Source organism: Enterobacter sp. 3U4 (genome assembly GCF_057224565.1).
The window spans coordinates 3,931,121-3,949,957 of the sequence record NZ_CP136665.1; the positions used below are offsets into that span (position 1 = coordinate 3,931,121).

Genomic DNA, 18,837 nt, shown 5'->3' on the forward strand with positions numbered 1-18,837 from the left:
AAGGCGACTCATTGGTCGCCTTTAAAATCAATTTTCTAACGCCGCTTTCTGCGTCGTTACAATGGATTCGATTCCCCCTCGGGCCAACGCCAGCAGGGAGAGAAGCTCTTCGTGGGTGAACGGCTCGACTTCCGCCGTGCCCTGTACTTCAATGATGCGACCGTCTTCGGTCATCACCACGTTCATGTCGGTTTCGGCTGCGGAATCTTCAACGTATTCCAGATCGCAAAGCGCTTCACCGTTAACGATACCCACGGACACCGCCGCGACCATGCCTTTCATTGGGTTGGTTTTCAGCTTACCGGCCGCAACCAGCTTATTCAGAGCATCCGCCAGCGCCACGCATGCGCCAGTAATGGAGGCCGTACGCGTACCGCCGTCTGCCTGAATCACATCGCAGTCCAGCGTGATGGTGAATTCGCCGAGGATTTTCAGATCAACGGCGGCGCGCAGCGCACGCGCGATCAGACGCTGAATCTCCATGGTACGACCGCCCTGCTTACCCTTTGCCGCTTCACGGGCATTACGGGTATGGGTCGCACGCGGCAGCATGCCGTACTCTGCGGTGATCCAGCCCTGGCCCTGGCCTTTAAGGAAGCGCGGAACGCCTTCTTCGATGGACGCGGTGCACAGAACCTTTGTGTCACCAAACTCAACCAGCACGGAGCCTTCAGCGTGTTTTGTATAGTTACGGGTCAGGGTGACGGGACGCACCTGATTGGCGCTACGACCTGATGGACGCATGATGGATTCTCCGGCTTGAAACGAATGTGGCTGCGCATTATACGGATAAAGGGCGCTTATTCCTATCCTGAGAAGCCCCCGAAAGCTATAATCCCCCCATCTCTCCTTTAAAAACGGGAATGTCTATGATCCGCAGTATGACCGCCTACGCCCGGCGTGAAATCAAGGGTAGCTGGGGTAGCGCCACATGGGAAATGCGTTCGGTAAACCAGCGTTACCTGGAAACGTATTTCCGTATGCCGGAGCAGTTCCGCAGCCTTGAGCCTGTCGTACGTGAACGCATCCGTACGCGTCTGACGCGCGGGAAAGTGGAATGTAACCTGCGCTTTGAGCCTGATGCCAGCGCACAGGGCGAACTCATCCTCAACGAAAAACTGGCGAAACAGCTCGTGAATGCGGCGAACTGGGTCAAAATGCAGAGCGATGAAGGCGAAATCAACCCGGTTGATATTCTGCGCTGGCCTGGCGTCATGGCGGCCGGTGAGCAGGATCTGGATGCCATTGCCGCTGAAATCCTGGCAGCGCTCGACGGAACGCTGGACGACTTTATCGTTGCCCGCGAAACCGAAGGACAGGCGCTGAAAGCGATGATTGAGCAGCGCCTTGAAGGCGTGAGCATCGAAGTAGCGAAAGTCCGCGCCCATATGCCAGAAGTTCTGCAATGGCAGCGCGAGCGCCTTGTCGCCAAACTGGAAGAAGCGGAAGTTCAGCTGGAAAACACCCGTCTGGAACAAGAGCTGGTGCTGATGGCACAGCGTATCGATGTCGCTGAAGAGCTGGACCGTCTGGAAGCGCACGTTAAAGAAACCTACAACATTCTGAAGAAGAAAGAAGCTGTGGGCCGCCGTCTGGACTTTATGATGCAGGAGTTCAACCGCGAGTCGAACACCCTGGCGTCTAAGTCGATCAATGCAGAAGTGACGAATTCAGCGATTGAGCTGAAAGTGCTTATTGAGCAGATGCGCGAGCAGATCCAGAATATCGAGTAATGACTTTCGGGTGGTGTCGACCGCACCACCCATTATTATTTCTAATCCCTATCAACGTCATTTTTTACGCATTACCGCCTATCATCAAGCCTGCTCAAGATAGATTAATAAGATTTTATAGGGCAATATGACTCGCCTTAGAAAATCTCAATCGTGATCTTGCGCACAAATCGCTAATCTCCCCCGCGTTCACACCGGAGGGTATATGCTGCTTCACATCCTTTATCTCATTGGCATCACCGCAGAAGCCATGACCGGCGCGCTTGCAGCCGGACGTCGCCGTATGGACACCTTCGGCGTAATCATTATTGCTACCGCGACAGCGCTGGGCGGCGGTTCCGTGCGCGACATTCTGCTTGGCCATTACCCACTCGGCTGGGTTAAACACCCTGAGTACGTGATTATCGTGGCGACGGCCGCCGTATTAACCACCATAGTGGCGCCCGTTATGCCCCATCTTCGCCGCCTGTTCCTGGTGCTTGATGCGCTGGGGCTGATTGTCTTTTCGATCATCGGTGCGCAAATCGCGCTCGATATGGGGGAAGGACCGGTTATCGCTACCATTGCCGCCGTGGTCACGGGCGTATTCGGCGGTGTGCTGCGCGATATGTTCTGCAAGCGCATTCCTCTGGTCTTTCAAAAAGAACTGTATGCCGGCATCTCCTTTGCGGCAGCGGTGCTTTATATCGCTCTGCAGCATTACGTTTCGAACCATGACGTGGTGGTCATCTCGACGCTGCTGTTTGGCTTTACGGCCCGCATGCTGGCGCTGCGTTTGAAGCTAGGGCTGCCCGTTTTTCATTACAAACACAGCGCCCACTAGCTTCAGAACCCGTTGATGTGTTGTTCAGCGAGCCATTTCGCCAGCACATCAATCTGAGGCGCGTGCATCCAGTTAACGATTTGTCGCGCTTTCTCCTCTCCCGTTCCCGGCAGGGTCTGCCAGTCCTTTGCGTTGCGCCCGCTCATCTTCTGCCACGATATGTCTCCCATTGCCTTCAGCGAAGCCTGAGTCAATGGCACACCCATTGCCATGAGCCAACGGATAAACGGCTTCTCGCGCACCAGATTAAATCGGTGCCAGAGCGCCAGCCCGCGTGCTGAGGAAAACCCCGGTGTAGCCTGCAGCTGCGCCTGCGTTAATAACAGCCATGAAAAGAGATGTTCAAAATGATGAACCTGCCAGAGGGTTCGCCAGCCTGACTCGCCTAATCCTTCAATATCAAACACCTGCTTTGAACTGAGCCACGTCAGTCGGGCAAAGAACTGCTCCATACACTCCGGCGAAGCATAGAAACAGCTAAGCGCATGATAACGCGAGGCGGGAGGCTCAGGTTTATGTCTGTCCGTACCGCGCCAGACCACCTTATCAAACCGGGGAATACCCTGCCCGGCCAGGCTGACCTGGATCTGATCCCCCGGGGCAATATCCAGCCGCTGCCAGCGCTCAACCGAGCCCAGACTCACCCGCTGCACCTGTTTATCATCCAGCTGCACGGGTTCCAGCGCGGCTACAACGGACATTTTGCCCGTTCTCCCTACGGAAAAATGAATATCACTCACCTCAGCGACCTGGGCTGCAGGAGGATATTTCCACGCAACGACCCAGTTGCCTTCTCCCGGTAACCAATCTTCGCCCGCGGGTTCATCCGCCGAACGCACCACAATGCCATCCGTGGCAAAGGGTAATGCGGTCACGTGCCAGCCCGCGCGCTGTTTCTCGACGCCATCAACAGATTCGGCGGGAAGCGTATACCGTGCCGACAGCGTAAAACCGGCCTGAGACAGTTCAGCTAAAGATGTCTGCATATTTTTCGGCCCATCTGGCCAGGCCCAGATGAATACGCCGAGCTTATTCAATAGCGCGTTATCCTTTTGGCGCATCATCGCACCCGCAACCTTTGCGCGAGCGTTCATCCCACCCATCTGCCGCTGAATGTGATTTTCGCTTAACCAGAAAAGCTCGCCCTGTAAGACGCTGTTCGCCAGCTTGCCGGTGAGCTTTTGCGGAACAGACGGGATTAAACGTACCTTCCCGGTCCAGTCTTCCCCTTTCAGGCCATCACCGCGACTGATAGCCTGGGTTAACTTTCCGTCACGATAGACCAGCGTTACCGCCACACCGTCAACTTTGGGCTGCATCCACAGCTGTTGCCGCGTTAGCATCCACTTGCTCAGTTCCTCTTTGCTGGCCACCTTATGTACGCCCGTATGGGCAACGGGATGTTTTACGCTCCCCGTCAGCACGGGGAGTTTCTCTTCTGAAGGCTCACTGCCAAAACAGCGCTGCCACTGCGTTAAACGCCCGTGAAGCTGATCGTAAACTTCGTCGTTAACCTCGCTTACGCCCTGCTTCCAGTAAACCTCATCCCAGCGTTTGATTTGCGCGCTTAACGACGCCATCTCTTTCTCTGCTTTTGCCTGCGACCAGACCGGACATACCGCCGCGCCATAGCCACACCACAACAGCATTAACCCGCTTATCCATCGCCACATCGCTACCCCTCCTTTGCGTTGCAGGAGGTATACCCCGATGCCTGAAACAACGCTAACGGCAACGTTTCGCAATGCGAGACGCTATCCGGTATTTCTTTTGGTTACTGAAAACCACAGATAAAACCTGAAAACGGCACGCAAAATTCAATAATCGAGGGGAAAAAGTGTGACAAAGGCTACGTCACACGGCGGTGACGTGTATAATAAGCCCGTATGTAGGACTTCTTCGTTAACACATACAAAAGACTCTCATGGCTCAAGGCACGCTTTATATTGTTTCTGCCCCTAGTGGCGCGGGTAAATCCAGCCTTATTCAGGCACTGTTAAAAACCCAACCGTTGTACGACACACAGGTTTCTGTTTCTCACACCACGCGAGCGCCGCGTCCGGGTGAAGTGCACGGTGAACACTATTTCTTTGTGGATCACGACGAATTCAGAGCGATGATCGGCAGAGACGCGTTTCTTGAACACGCTGAAGTATTCGGTAATTACTACGGTACCTCGCGTGAAACCATTGAGCAGGTTCTGGCCACGGGCGTGAATGTGTTCCTGGATATCGACTGGCAGGGCGCACAGCAAATTCGCAAGAAAATGCCTGACTCGCGCAGTATCTTTATTTTACCGCCATCGAAAGATGAGCTGGATCGCCGCCTTCGTGGCCGCGGTCAGGACAGCGAAGAAGTGATCGCAAAGCGTATGGAACAGGCTGTTGCAGAAATGAGCCATTACGCGGAATATGATTACCTTATTGTGAATGATGATTTTGATGCCGCGCTGAGCGATCTCAAAACTATTCTTCGTGCAGAACGTCTGCGTATGAGCCGCCAGAAGCAGCGACATGACGCATTAATCACCAAACTGTTGGCAGACTGAACCCACTTTCAGTATCATGCCCAGTCATTTCTTCACCTGTGGAGCATTTTAAGTATGGCACGCGTAACTGTTCAGGACGCTGTAGAGAAAATTGGTAACCGTTTTGACCTGGTGCTGGTCGCCGCGCGTCGCGCTCGTCAGATGCAGGTAGGCGGTAAAGATCCGCTGGTACCGGAAGAAAACGATAAAACCACCGTTATTGCACTTCGCGAAATCGAAGAAGGTCTGATCAACAACCAGATCCTCGACGTGCGTGAGCGCCAGGAGCAGCAAGAGCAGGAAGCCGCAGAACTGCAGGCCGTAACCGCTATTGCTGAAGGTCGTCGTTAATTAAACCTGCGGGTCGCCCTTGTATCTGTTTGAAAGCCTGAATCAACTGATTCAAACCTACCTGCCTGAAGACCAGATTAAGCGTCTTCAGCAGGCGTATCTCGTTGCACGTGACGCTCACGAGGGCCAGACACGTTCAAGCGGTGAACCCTATATCACGCACCCGGTAGCGGTGGCCTGTATTCTGGCCGAGATGAAACTCGACTACGAAACGCTCATGGCCGCTCTGCTGCACGACGTGATCGAAGATACCCCTGCCACTTATCAGGACATGGAACAGCTGTTTGGCAAAAGCGTTGCCGAACTGGTGGAAGGGGTCTCTAAGCTTGATAAGCTGAATTTCCGCGACAAGAAAGAGGCGCAAGCCGAAAACTTCCGCAAGATGATTATGGCGATGGTGCAGGATATTCGCGTCATTCTCATCAAACTTGCTGACCGTACCCACAACATGCGCACGCTGGGCTCACTTCGCCCGGATAAACGTCGCCGCATTGCCCGTGAAACCCTCGAAATCTACAGTCCGCTGGCGCACCGTTTAGGTATTCATCACATTAAAACCGAGCTGGAAGAGCTGGGTTTTGAAGCGTTGTACCCGAACCGCTATCGTGTGATTAAAGAGGTGGTGAAAGCCGCACGCGGTAACCGTAAAGAGATGATTCAAAAAATCCTCTCGGAAATTGAAGGGCGCTTACAGGAAGCGGGAATCCCGTGCCGCGTCAGCGGTCGCGAAAAACATTTGTACTCCATCTACTGCAAAATGGTGCTCAAGGAGCAGCGTTTTCACTCGATCATGGATATCTACGCCTTCCGCGTGATTGTGCATGACTCAGACACCTGTTATCGCGTGCTGGGGCAGATGCACAGCCTCTACAAACCGCGTCCGGGGCGTATGAAAGATTACATCGCCATTCCAAAAGCGAACGGCTATCAATCTTTGCACACCTCGATGATCGGGCCACACGGCGTGCCTGTTGAGGTGCAAATTCGCACCGAAGACATGGACCAGATGGCAGAGATGGGTGTTGCCGCACACTGGGCGTATAAAGAGCACGGTGGCGAAAGCAGCACGACCGCACAAATCCGCGCTCAGCGCTGGATGCAGAGCCTGCTGGAGCTTCAGCAGAGTGCGGGTAGCTCGTTTGAATTTATCGAGAGCGTTAAATCCGATCTCTTCCCGGATGAGATTTACGTTTTCACCCCAGAAGGTCGTATTGTCGAACTGCCTGCGGGCGCAACGCCGGTCGACTTCGCTTACGCCGTGCATACCGATATCGGGCATGCCTGCGTCGGCGCGCGCGTCGACAGACAGCCTTATCCGCTGTCTCAGCCGCTCTCCAGCGGCCAGACGGTAGAAATTATTACCGCGCCGGGCGCACGTCCAAACGCCGCCTGGCTGAACTTTGTCGTGAGCTCCAAAGCACGCGCCAAAATTCGCCAGCTGCTGAAAAACCTCAAGCGCGATGATTCCGTCAGCCTGGGGCGTCGTCTGCTCAACCACGCGTTGGGCGGCAGCCGTAAGCTGGCTGAAATTCCGCAGGAGAACGTACAGCGTGAGCTGGAGCGCATGAAGCTCGCGTCGCTTGACGACCTGCTGGCAGAGATTGGCCTCGGCAACGCCATGAGCGTGGTGGTGGCGAAGAACCTGCAGCAAGGCGACACGACAGCGGTCCCTGCAACCACGCAAAGCCATGGACACCTGCCGATTAAAGGCGCGGACGGGGTGCTGATCACCTTCGCAAAATGCTGTCGTCCAATTCCTGGCGACCCGATTATTGCGCACGTCAGTCCGGGCAAAGGGCTGGTTATCCACCACGAATCCTGTCGTAACATTCGCGGCTACCAGAAAGAAGCCGAGAAGTTTATGGCGGTCGAGTGGGATAAAGAGACCGCGCAGGAATTTATCACCGAAATTAAGGTGGATATGTTCAACCACCAGGGTGCCCTGGCGAACCTGACGGCAGCGATCAACACGGCTTCTTCCAACATTCAGAGCCTGAATACAGAAGAAAAAGATGGCCGCGTGTATAGCGCCTTTATTCGTCTGACCGCCCGCGATCGCGTGCATCTGGCGAATATTATGCGCAAGATCCGCGTCATGCCGGACGTGATTAAAGTCACCCGAAACCGAAACTAGGTTTATGAATTCACAACGTTATGCGCGGATATGCGAAATGCTCGCCAGGCGTCAGCCTGACCTGACGGTCTGCATGGAGCAGGTCCATAAACCGCATAATGTCTCTGCTATCGTCCGTACCGCAGATGCCGTCGGCGTGCATGAAGTGCACGCCGTCTGGCCGGACGGCCGTATGCGCAATACGGTCTCAGCGGCGGCTGGCAGCAACAGCTGGGTCTCTGTCAAAAATCATCACACCATTGGCGAAGCCGTATCGCACCTGAAAGGACGCGGGATGCAGATCCTGGCCACTAACCTGTCCGCTAAAGCCGTAGATTTCCGCGAGATCGACTACACCCGCCCGACCTGCATTTTGATGGGTCAGGAGAAAACCGGGATCACCCAGGAAGCGCTGGATCTGGCGGATCGGGACATCATCATTCCGATGATCGGCATGGTCCAGTCTCTCAACGTCTCCGTGGCGTCCGCGCTTATTCTGTATGAAGCGCAGCGTCAGCGTCAGAATGCAGGGATGTACGAGCGCAGCAACAGCATGCTGCCGGAAGAGGAACAGCAGCGCCTGCTGTTTGAAGGTGGCTATCCGGTGCTGGCTCGCGTTGCGAAGCAGAAAAAATTGCCTTACCCCCACGTCAACGCGCAGGGCGAAATTGAAGCCGATGCCGAGTGGTGGGCCACTATGCAGTACGCCGGGTAAGCGATGAAAGGCCGCCTGCTGGATGCCATCCCGCTTAACAGCCTGACGGGCGTGGGCGCGGCGCAAAGCAATAAGCTGGCGAAAATTGGCCTGCACACGGTGCAGGATCTCCTGCTTCACCTCCCCCTGCGTTACGAAGACCGCACCCAGCTATACAAGATTGGCGATCTCCTTCCCGCCATTTACGCCACCGTTGAAGGCGAAGTCCTGAACTGCAACATCACCTTCGGCGGACGCCGGATGATGACCTGTCAGATCAGCGACGGCACCGGCATTCTCACCATGCGTTTTTTCAACTTCAGCGCGGCGATGAAAAACAGCCTGGCAACGGGCCGCAGGGTGCTGGCCTATGGCGAAGCCAAACGCGGGAAATACGGCGCAGAGATGATCCATCCGGAGTACCGCGTGCAGGGCGATCTCAGCACGCCGGAAATGCAGGAGACGCTCACCCCGGTTTACCCGACAACCGAAGGCATCAAGCAGGCAACGCTGCGCAAGCTCACCGATCAGGCGCTGGAGCTGCTGGATACCTGCGCCATTACCGAGCTGCTGCCGCCCGAGCTGGCGCAGGGCATGATGAGCCTGCCCGAGGCGCTGCGAACCCTGCACCGCCCGCCGCCAACGCTGCAGCTCAGCGATTTAGAAAGCGGTAAACACCCCGCTCAACAGCGTCTTATCCTTGAGGAATTACTGGCACATAACCTGAGCATGCTGGCGCTTCGCGCGGGCGCGCAGCGTTTCCACGCTCAGCCGTTAAGCCAGAATGATGCGCTCAAAGATAAGCTGCTGGCATCGCTGCCGTTTAAACCCACCGGCGCGCAGGCGCGCGTCACCGCCGAAATCGAACGCGATATGGCGCTCGACGTGCCGATGATGCGCCTTGTGCAGGGCGACGTGGGCTCCGGTAAAACGCTGGTTGCCGCGCTGGCGGCCCTGCGCGCGATTGCTAACGGTAAACAGGTGGCGCTCATGGCGCCGACCGAGCTGCTGGCAGAACAGCACGCCAACAATTTCCGCGCCTGGTTTGCGCCACTCGGTATTGAAGTGGGCTGGCTTGCCGGGAAGCAAAAAGGAAAAGCGCGCCTTGCGCAACAGGAGGCCATCGCTAGCGGGCAGGTGCAGATGATTGTCGGCACGCACGCTATCTTCCAGGAGCAGGTGCAGTTCAACGGCCTTGCGCTGGTGATTATCGATGAACAGCACCGCTTCGGCGTGCATCAGCGTCTGGCGCTGTGGGAGAAAGGTCTGCAGCAGGGCTTCCACCCGCATCAGCTGATCATGACCGCCACGCCGATCCCGCGCACCCTGGCGATGACGGCTTACGCCGATCTGGATACTTCTACCATAGACGAACTGCCGCCGGGCCGTACGCCGGTCACAACGGTCGCCATTCCTGACACGCGCCGCAGCGATATCATCGACCGCGTGCGCAACGCCTGCACCCACGAAGGGCGTCAGGCCTACTGGGTTTGTACGCTGATTGAAGAGTCGGAACTGCTGGAAGCGCAGGCTGCCGAAGCCACGTGGGAAGAGCTTAAGCTGGCGCTGCCGGAGCTGAACGTGGGCCTGGTTCACGGACGCATGAAGCCTGCCGAAAAGCAGGCGGTGATGCAGTCGTTCAAACAGGGTGATTTGCATCTGCTGATCGCCACCACGGTAATCGAAGTCGGCGTGGACGTCCCGAACTCCAGCCTGATGATTATCGAAAACCCGGAGCGTCTGGGCCTTGCCCAGCTCCACCAGCTGCGCGGACGCGTTGGCCGTGGCGCGGTAGCGTCCCACTGCGTCCTGCTCTACAAAGCCCCGCTCTCGAAAACCGCCCAAATGCGTTTGCAGGTGCTGCGCGACAGCAACGACGGTTTTGTGATTGCGCAAAAAGACCTGGAGATCCGAGGCCCCGGTGAGCTGCTGGGCACGCGTCAAACGGGGAACGCGGAATTCAAAGTGGCGGATTTGCTGCGCGATCAGGCCATGATCCCCGAAGTTCAGCGCCTCGCCCGCCACATTCACGAGCGCTACCCCGAACAAGCGGCAGCGTTAATTGAACGCTGGATGCCGGAAACCGAACGCTATTCCAACGCCTGATTCAGGCAAACATCGGCAGCATCAGGTACAGCTTAATCACCAGCGCGTTGACGATATCAATAAAGAACGCCCCGACCATCGGGACCACCAGAAACGCCATGTGCGATGGTCCAAAGCGTTCGGCGATCGCCTGCATATTGGCGATAGCCGTTGGGGTGGCCCCCAGACCAAACCCGCAGTGACCCGCCGCCAGCACCGCCGCATCGTAGTTTTTGCCCATCATCCGCCAGGTGACAAACATGGCGTACAGCGCCATAAACAGGGTCTGTACCGCCAGAATCGCCACCATCGGCAGCGCCAGCGAGGCCAGCTCCCACAGCTTGAGGCTCATCAGCGCCATCGCGAGGAACAGCGACAGGCAGACATTGCCGAGCACCGACACCGCCCGTTCAAACACGCGGTAGAAGCCCATCAGCGCCAGACCGTTGCTCAGGATCACCCCGATAAACAGCACGCAGACAAACGTTGGTAGCTCAAACGCTGAGCCCGCCAGCCATTGCGCAACCACTTTGCCCACGGTCAGGCAGATGGCGATCGTCGCGATGGTTTCAATCAGCACCAGCGAGGTAATGCTGCGCCCGACGTCCGGCTTTTCGAATGCCGTCGGCACCAGTTCATCGTCCGGCCTGCCGTCCGGCGTGGTGGAGTGCTTCACCAGATAGCGTGCCACCGGGCCGCCAATCAGGCCACCCAGCACCAGCCCAAAGGTCGCGCATGCCATCGCCACTTCCGTCGCGTTTTCAAACCCGTAGCGCTCGATAAACAACTTGCTCCACGCGGCTCCGGTACCGTGACCGCCTGACAGGGTAATCGACCCCGCCAGCAGCCCCATCAGCGGATCCAGTCCCAGCAGCGACGCCATCCCGATACCAATGGCGTTTTGCATCAGCAGCAGCCCCACCACCACAATCAAAAATACACCGAGCACCTTACCGCCCGCCCGCAGGCTCGCCAGGTTGGCATTCAGGCCGATGGTGGCAAAGAAAGCCAGCATCAGCGGGTCTTTCAGGGACATATCAAAATCGATTTCCCAGCCCAGGCTTTTTTTCAGCACCAGCAGGGCCAGCGCCACCAGCAGACCACCGGCGACAGGCTCAGGAATAGTGTATTTCTTCAGAATGGAAACGCTATGTACCAGCTTACGACCAAGCAGTAAAACCAGCGTTGCGGCAACGAGTGTCGACAGCGTGTCGAGATGAATCATTGAAGGCTCCTTTTTTGCGCGTGTTCCATACACACGCGGCGTTATCCTGGGCCGGTTTGCGCTCTTCATGAGCCCCCGGCGCAAAAAGTGTAATTTTTTTCCCCGATGCGTTGTAGAAAACCTGCTCACAGCGGCAGATTTTCTTGCCTTTTTTTGCTGGCAATCGTTTGCTTTTACCAGGTGGTCAGATAAAATGCCCGCTTTTCCACCGTGGGATTGCCGCCGATGTCCGTTAACACCATAGAGTCGCCTGATGCGCAACCGATTGCGCAGAAGCAAAATAGCGAACTGATTTACCGCCTTGAAGACCGCCCGCCGCTGCCGCAGACGCTTTTCGCCGCCTGCCAGCATCTTCTGGCGATGTTTGTTGCGGTGATCACTCCGGCGCTGTTGATTTGCCAGGCGCTCGGCTTACCGGCGCAGGACACGCAGCACATTATCAGCATGTCTCTCTTCGCCTCCGGCGTGGCCTCGATTATTCAAATTAAAGCATGGGGTCCGGTGGGGTCAGGATTATTGTCGATTCAGGGCACCAGCTTTAACTTTGTGGCTCCCCTGATCATGGGCGGTACGGCCCTGAAAACCGGCGGCGCGGATGTCCCGACCATGATGGCGGCGCTGTTTGGCACGCTGATGCTGGCCAGCTGTACGGAGATGGTGATCTCCCGCGTTCTGCATCTGGCTCGCCGCGTTATCACCCCGCTGGTTTCTGGCGTCGTCGTGATGATTATCGGCCTGTCGCTGATCCAGGTGGGCCTGACCTCCATCGGCGGCGGCTATGCCGCCATGAGCGACCACACCTTCGGCGCGCCGAAAAACCTGCTGCTGGCAGGCGTCGTGCTGGCCATCATTATTCTGCTTAACCGTCAGCGTAACCCTTACCTGCGCGTCGCCTCGCTGGTGATCGCCATGGCGGCGGGTTACCTGCTGGCCTGGGCGCTGGGCATGCTGCCGGAGAACACCGCGCCGACCAACAGCGCGCTGATCACTGTCCCTACGCCGCTGTACTACGGTCTGGGCATTGACTGGGGCCTGCTCCTGCCGCTGATGCTGGTCTTTATGATCACCTCTCTGGAGACCATCGGCGACATCACTGCCACCTCCGACGTCTCCGAGCAGCCCGTTTCCGGCCCGCTGTACATGAAGCGCCTGAAAGGCGGCGTGCTGGCGAACGGTCTGAACTCGTTTGTCTCTGCGGTATTCAACACCTTCCCGAACTCCTGCTTCGGTCAGAACAACGGCGTGATCCAGCTGACCGGCGTTGCCAGCCGCTACGTCGGTTTTGTGGTGGCGCTGATGCTGATCGTACTCGGCCTGTTCCCGGCGGTAAGCGGCTTTGTGCAGCACATTCCTGAGCCGGTGCTGGGCGGCGCAACGCTGGTCATGTTCGGCACTATCGCGGCTTCCGGCGTGCGTATCGTCTCCCGCGAGCCGCTGAACCGCCGCGCGATCATGATTATAGCGCTATCGCTGGCCGTGGGTCTGGGCGTTTCTCAGCAGCCGCTGATCCTGCAGTTTGCCCCGGACTGGGTGAAAAACCTGCTCTCTTCCGGCATTGCCGCGGGCGGTATCACCGCTATCGTGCTGAACCTCGTTTTCCCGCCTGAGAAAAATTGATTTCTCTCACGGCAGGCAGTCAATGCCTGCCGTGACATCTAATTACACCATTCCCGCCTTGAGGATTGCGCATAAATCGTGCATAACTCCCTTATGTGCGTTTTGCGGGATGGAAGACCATGAAATTTATTGGAAAGCTCCTCATCTATCTTCTGGTAGCCCTGCTCATTGTGCTACTGGCGTTCTACATTCTGCTCCAGACCCGCTGGGGCGCGTCTCAGGTCAGCAGCTGGGTGACGGTGAATACCGACTATGAACTCAGTTTCGACAAGATGAATCACCGCTTTTCGTCGCCTTCCCACATCATTCTGGAAAACGTCACCTTCGGTCGGGACGGAAAACCCGCCACGCTGGTAGCCAAAAAAGTCGATATTGGCCTGAGCAGCCGCCAGATAACCGATCCGCTGCATATGGACACCATCACCCTGTTCGACGGCACGCTGAATCTCTCGCCGCAGACGGCGCCGCTGCCTTTCCAGGCGGATCGCCTGCAGCTGAACAACATGGCCTTTAACAGCCCGAATACCGAATGGGACTTGAGCGCGCAGAAAGTCACGGGCGGCGTCAGCCCATGGCAGCCGGAGGCCGGCAACGTGCTGGGGAACAACGCGCAGATCCAGATGAGCGCAGGCTCGCTGACTCTGAACGGCGTACCGGCCACCAACGTGCTGATCGAGGGCCAGCTTAACGGCAAGGAGGTGGTGCTGAACACGATTGGTGCCGATATGGCCCGGGGCTCACTCACCGGCTCCGCCCTGCGCAACGCCGACGGGAGCTGGATTATCGACACCATGCGTCTGAACGAAATCCGCCTGCAGAGCGATAAAACGCTGACCGCGTTCTTCGCGCCGCTGGCCACTATCCCCTCTCTGCAGATTGGTCGTCTGGACGTGACCGATGCCCGGCTTCAGGGCCCGGACTGGGCGGTGACCGATCTCGATTTAAGCCTGCGCAATCTGACTCTCAGCAAAGGCGACTGGCAGAGCCAGGAGGGTCGTCTGTCGATGAACGCCAGCGAGTTTATCTACGGCTCCCTGCATCTGTTTGACCCGATCCTGAACGCGGAGTTTTCCCCGCAGGGCATGGCGCTGCGTCAGTTCACCTCTCGGTGGGAAGGCGGCATGGTACGCACCTCCGGCAACTGGCTGCGCGACGGTAAAGCGCTGGTCCTGGACGATGTCGCCATCGCCGGGCTGGAGTACACCCTGCCACAGAACTGGAAAACGCTGTGGATGGAGCCTCTACCGGAATGGCTGAACAGCGTCACGCTGCACAAATTTGGCCTGAGCCGCAACCTGGTGATCGACATCGATCCCGCCTTCCCGTGGCAAATCACCTCTCTGGACGGCTATGGCGCAAACCTGCAGCTGGCGAAAGATCGCCAGTGGGGCGTCTGGGGCGGCAGCGCAACCCTGAACGGCGCGGCGGCGACCTTTAACCGCGTGGACGTGCGCCGTCCGTCGCTGGCGCTGAATGCCAACGCCGCCACGGTAAACATTACCGACCTGAGCGCGTTTACCGAGAAAGGCATTCTGGAAGCCACGGCGACGGTTTCACAGCTTCCGCAGCGGCAGACTACGGTGAGCCTGAACGGGCGCGGCGTGCCGCTCAACGTGCTGCAGCAGTGGGGCTGGCCTGCGCTGCCGATTGCGGGCGACGGCAATATTCAGCTCACCGCCAGCGGCAGCGTGCAGGCAAATGCCCCGCTGAAGCCAACGGTAAATGGGAAGCTGAGCGCGGTAAATATGGATAAGCAGCAGGTGCAGCAGACGATGATGGGCGGTGTGGTTTCAACGCCACCCTCACCCCAGCCCTCTCCCTGAAAGGGAGAGGGTGCAAACCATTCCCTCGCCCCTTTGGGGAGAGGGTTAGGGTGAGGGGAATTAAAGGTGAACCACCACCTCATCCCCCTCCGCTTTCACCACCACACCCCACTCGCTGCCCGCGTGTGAGCCGCCCTTAACGCCGCTCAACTTCTGCACGTTGCGCAAGCATACCGACCAGTTTTGCGCGTCTCCCGCGCCGGTAAAGGTCACGATGTCGCCCCGACGTGACGCCTTCAGCGTAAACGCCACGGAGCCGTCCGCCGCAGGCACTTCGCTCACCGCCGTTGCACCGTCGTCCAGCTTAAACAGCTGGAAGGCCGTCCCCTCGTTCCACGCGTAGTCCGGCTTCTGGTTATTGTTACCCAGCGCCAGCAGCGTGTTGTCGCGCACGTAGACCGGCAGGCTCATGAAATCGTGCTGCTGCTTATGCCAGCGGCTGCCCTGAATTTCATCGTTGTGCCACAGGTGCGTCCAGTGGCCTTCCGGCAGGAAGAACTGCACGTCGCCCGCCTCGGAGAACACGGGCGCGACCATCAACGAATCCCCCAGCATGTACTGGCGGTCGAGGTAATCGCACGCCGGATCGTCCGGGAACTCCAGCATCATCGCGCGCAGCATCGGCGTGCCGAGCTCGCGGGCCAGCGCCGCCTGACGGTACAGGTACGGCATCAGCTGGCACTTCAGCTGCGTGAAGTGGCGCACCACGTCGCAGGACTCATCATCGTACGCCCACGGCACGCGGTAGGATTTGCTACCGTGCAGGCGGCTGTGGCTGGAGAAAAGCCCGAACGCGCACCAGCGCTTGTAGACGTGCGCCGGGGCGGTGTTTTCGAACCCGCCGATATCGTGGCTCCAGAACCCGAAGCCGGACAGGCCAATCGACAGCCCGCCGCGCAGGCTTTCCGCCATCGATTCATAGTTGGCGTAGCAGTCGCCGCCCCAGTGCACCGGGAACTGCTGCGCACCGACGGACGCCGAACGAGCAAACAGCACCGACTCTTCTTCACCCACCGTTTCTTTCAGCACGTTCCACACCAGCTCGTTATAGATGTAGGCGTAGTGGTTGTGCATCTTCTGCGGATCGGACCCGTCGAACCACTGCACGTCGGTCGGGATACGCTCGCCGAAGTCGGTCTTGAAGCAGTCGACGCCGATCTCCACCAGGCCCTTCAGCCTGTCGGCATACCACCGGCACGCTTCCGGATTGGTGAAGTCGTAAATCGCCAGCCCCGGCTGCCATTTGTCCCACTGCCACAGGGAGCCGTCCGGGCGCTTGAGCAGATAGCCCTTCTCTTTCAGCTCCCGGAAGATCGGGGATTTCTGGCCAATGTACGGGTTAATCCACACGCAGACCTTCAGCTCTTTCTCTTTCAGGCGGCGGATCATGCCTTCCGGATCCGGGAAGGTCACCGGGTCCCACTCGAAGTCGCACCACTGGAAGGCCTTCATCCAGAAGCAGTCGAAGTGGAACACGTGCAGCGGCAGGTCGCGCTCGGCCATGCCGTCGATAAAGCTGTTTACCGTCTCTTCGTCGTAGTTGGTAGTGAACGAGGTAGTGAGCCACAGGCCGAACGACCAGGCAGGCGGCAGCGCCGGACGCCCGGTGAACTGCGTATAGCGGTTCAGCACCTCTTTCGGCGTCGGGCCGTCGATCACGAAGTACTCAAGATATTCCCCTTCCACGCTGAACTGCACTTTGGAGACCTTCTCGGAGCCGACTTCAAACGAGACGTTTTCCGGATGATTCACCAGCACGCCGTAGCCGCGGTTGGTCAGGTAGAACGGGATATTTTTATAGGACTGCTCGGTGCTGGTGCCGCCGTCGCGGTTCCAGGTCTCGACCGTCTGGCCGTTGCGCACCAGCGCGGTGAAGCGCTCGCCCAGACCGTAGACGGTTTCCCCCACGCCCAGATCCAGACGTTCGAAAATGTAATTGCGATCGGTATTGCTGTCCTGCACGTAGCCGTTGTTTTTCAGCTGGCTGCCGGTAATGCGCTGGCCATTGCGCAGGAAATCCAGCGCCCAGGACTCGCCTTTGGTGACGCGCACGCTGACGCTGCCGCTTTTCAGTTCGGCAAACTCGGCGTTGTTTTCAATCTCAACCTTCACGTCTTTCAGAACGTTCAGCGGATAGTGCGGGCCGTTATTCAGCGCGCCCTGGAAGTGCTCGATGCGCACCCCGACAATCCCTTCCTGTGGAGCAAACAGGCGCACCGTGAACATCAACGTGTCGAGTTGCCAGGTGCGTTCGCGCACGTCGCGCGGCGCCACATAAACCACCAGGTCATTGCCCTGCTGCTCCACGTCGAACACCTGAACCGGATAGGTCACGTTCAGGCCCGGTTGAATAAGCCAGTTTCCATCACTGATTTTCATACTCTCGTCCTCTTAGTTCTGTAATTCTTTGCTGACCGGCAGGGTTTCAAACTCCTGCTGATTGCGGCGCGCGCCCTGCGCCAGTTCGCCCAGGATTTTGGTCAGGAATGGGGTTTTCAGCGTGTAGTAGCGTTTGGCGATGATGGCACTCAGCACGTAGCAGACCGCCGGAGCCAGGGTAAACAGGCCGATAATGATGCTGATGGTCGCGCTGTTCTGGGTTTTAGCCGCCGCGTCGTAGCCGCCGCCTGCCAGCATCCAGCCGATCATCGCCCCGCCCAGCGCCAGACCCAGCTTCAGCACGAACAGCGTGCCTGCAAAGCTGATGCCGGTAAGGCGTTTGCCGTTGGTCCATTCGCCGTAGTCGACGGTATCGGACATCATTACCCACTGGATTGGCGTCACCAGCTGGTGCAACACGCCAATGACGAAGATAAAGGCGAACATCAGCACGGTGGCATGCATCGGGACGAAGAACATCGCCACGCTGACCACTGCCAGCGCGGCGTTGGTCCACCAGAAGATGCTGACCTTGCACTTCCAGTCGGTGAGCGGTTTCGCCAGCGCGGAGCCGATCAGGTTGCCGACGCAGTAGGTGGTGAGGAACGCGACGAACACCTCCGGCGAGCCCATGATCCAGGTGCAGTAGTACATCATCGCGCCGCCGCGCACGCAGACGGCGAGGATGTTGAGGATGGTCAGCACGCCGACGACGCGCCACTGGTCGTTGTGCCAGATGTCGCGCAGGTCTTCCCTCATGGAGGTGGTGCTCGGCGGCACCTGGATGCGCTCTTTGGTGGTAAAGAAGCAGAACGCCAGCATCAGGAACGCGACCACCGACAGCACGGCGATCCCGCCCTGGAAGCCGAGCGCCTTATCGTCGCCGCCAATGAGATTCACCAGCGGCATCATCAGCACCGTGGAGAGCATGCCGCCCGCCGTCGCCAGCACAAAGCGCCAGGACTGAAGGGAGATACGCTGCGTCGGGTCGTTGGTGATCACGCCGCCGAGCGCGCAGTAGGGGATGTTGACCACGGTATAGAGCAGGGTCAGCAGCGTGTAGGTAACGGCGGCGTAAACCATTTTGCCGTTGAGGCTGAGGTCCGGCGTGGTGTAGGCCAGCACGCAGACGATGCCGAACGGGATCGCGCCGAACAAAATCCACGGTCGGAACTTGCCCCAGCGGCTGCGGGTGCGGTCGGCAATAAGCCCCATGCACGGGTCGGAGATCGCATCCAGCGCGCGCGCCAGCAGGAACATGGTGCCGACAAACCCGGCGGGAATGCCGAAAATATCGGTGTAGAAAAACATCATGTACAACATGACGTTATCAAAAATGATGTGGCTGGCGGCGTCTCCCATGCCGTAGCCAATCTTCTCTTTAACTGACAATACTTCGCTCATCTTTTTATCCTTCACGCTGTAGGGGGCGCTGAGACCGGTTACAACGTTTTAAACCATTGTTTC

Annotated in this window: 14 protein-coding genes; 9 read left to right on the plus strand and 5 right to left on the minus strand. The window is 57.9% G+C overall.

Annotation, left to right across the window (positions count from 1 at the left end; translation table 11 throughout):
- Window positions 1-27 precede the first annotated feature (27 nt).
- Window positions 28-744, minus strand: coding sequence for a ribonuclease PH (rph, locus tag RVY89_RS18730; protein WP_484826131.1), 717 nt, complete (start codon window positions 742-744; stop codon window positions 28-30).
- Between the two features lie 125 nt (window positions 745-869).
- Between rph and RVY89_RS18735 the strand changes: the two genes are divergently transcribed.
- Together RVY89_RS18735 and RVY89_RS18740 are read left to right on the plus strand one after the other, a co-directional pair.
- Entirely contained in the window at window positions 870-1,733 is an 864-nt protein-coding gene (locus RVY89_RS18735; protein ID WP_484826132.1) for a YicC/YloC family endoribonuclease, read from the plus strand.
- 205 nt (window positions 1,734-1,938) lie between these two features.
- Window positions 1,939-2,556: a trimeric intracellular cation channel family protein gene (locus RVY89_RS18740; protein WP_023334014.1), complete on the plus strand. Its 618-nt coding sequence runs from the start codon at window positions 1,939-1,941 to the stop codon at window positions 2,554-2,556.
- 2 nt (window positions 2,557-2,558) lie between these two features.
- On the opposite strand, the gene ligB is transcribed toward RVY89_RS18740, so the two are convergent.
- Window positions 2,559-4,229, minus strand: a complete 1,671-nt coding sequence (gene ligB / locus RVY89_RS18745) for an NAD-dependent DNA ligase LigB (RefSeq protein WP_484826133.1) — start codon at window positions 4,227-4,229, stop codon at window positions 2,559-2,561.
- Window positions 4,230-4,480: 251 nt separating this feature from the next.
- Between ligB and gmk the strand changes: the two genes are divergently transcribed.
- From gmk to recG, 5 genes are read left to right on the plus strand one after another with little or no spacing between them, the layout of a single operon-like run.
- Window positions 4,481-5,104: a guanylate kinase gene (gene gmk, locus RVY89_RS18750; protein ID WP_010426438.1), complete on the plus strand. Its 624-nt coding sequence runs from the start codon at window positions 4,481-4,483 to the stop codon at window positions 5,102-5,104.
- Between the two features lie 54 nt (window positions 5,105-5,158).
- Window positions 5,159-5,434: a DNA-directed RNA polymerase subunit omega gene (gene rpoZ, locus RVY89_RS18755; protein ID WP_000135058.1), complete on the plus strand. Its 276-nt coding sequence runs from the start codon at window positions 5,159-5,161 to the stop codon at window positions 5,432-5,434.
- A gap of 19 nt (window positions 5,435-5,453) precedes the next feature.
- Window positions 5,454-7,568 (plus strand): bifunctional GTP diphosphokinase/guanosine-3',5'-bis pyrophosphate 3'-pyrophosphohydrolase, encoded by a 2,115-nt coding sequence (gene spoT, locus RVY89_RS18760; RefSeq protein ID WP_023309883.1) that lies wholly within the window; start codon window positions 5,454-5,456, stop codon window positions 7,566-7,568.
- A 4-nt stretch (window positions 7,569-7,572) separates the two neighbouring features.
- Window positions 7,573-8,262 carry a tRNA (guanosine(18)-2'-O)-methyltransferase TrmH gene (trmH, locus tag RVY89_RS18765; RefSeq protein ID WP_024906644.1) on the plus strand — a complete coding sequence of 230 codons (690 nt, stop codon included), beginning with the start codon at window positions 7,573-7,575 and terminating at the stop codon, window positions 8,260-8,262.
- 3 nt (window positions 8,263-8,265) lie between these two features.
- Window positions 8,266-10,347, plus strand: coding sequence for an ATP-dependent DNA helicase RecG (gene recG / locus RVY89_RS18770; RefSeq protein ID WP_371899089.1), 2,082 nt, complete (start codon window positions 8,266-8,268; stop codon window positions 10,345-10,347).
- 1 nt (window position 10,348) lies between these two features.
- Here the strand turns inward: recG and gltS are convergent, their stop codons facing one another.
- The gene (gene gltS / locus RVY89_RS18775) at window positions 10,349-11,551 is read right to left on the minus strand and encodes a sodium/glutamate symporter (RefSeq protein ID WP_484826134.1); all 1,203 of its coding nucleotides are present in this window, start codon (window positions 11,549-11,551) and stop codon (window positions 10,349-10,351) included.
- A gap of 225 nt (window positions 11,552-11,776) precedes the next feature.
- On the opposite strand from gltS, the gene xanP reads away from it, so the two are divergent.
- Window positions 11,777-13,168, plus strand: a complete 1,392-nt coding sequence (xanP, locus tag RVY89_RS18780) for a xanthine/proton symporter XanP (protein WP_014881972.1) — start codon at window positions 11,777-11,779, stop codon at window positions 13,166-13,168.
- Between the two features lie 119 nt (window positions 13,169-13,287).
- Window positions 13,288-14,991, plus strand: coding sequence for an AsmA family protein (locus RVY89_RS18785; RefSeq protein WP_484826135.1), 1,704 nt, complete (start codon window positions 13,288-13,290; stop codon window positions 14,989-14,991).
- A gap of 60 nt (window positions 14,992-15,051) precedes the next feature.
- Here the strand turns inward: RVY89_RS18785 and yicI are convergent, their stop codons facing one another.
- On the minus strand, window positions 15,052-17,370 hold the full coding sequence (gene yicI, locus RVY89_RS18790; protein ID WP_484826136.1) for an alpha-xylosidase: 2,319 nt from the start codon (window positions 17,368-17,370) through the stop codon (window positions 15,052-15,054).
- Between the two features lie 12 nt (window positions 17,371-17,382).
- Window positions 17,383-18,774: a glycoside-pentoside-hexuronide family transporter gene (locus RVY89_RS18795; RefSeq protein ID WP_484826137.1), complete on the minus strand. Its 1,392-nt coding sequence runs from the start codon at window positions 18,772-18,774 to the stop codon at window positions 17,383-17,385.
- Window positions 18,775-18,837 lie beyond the last annotated feature (63 nt).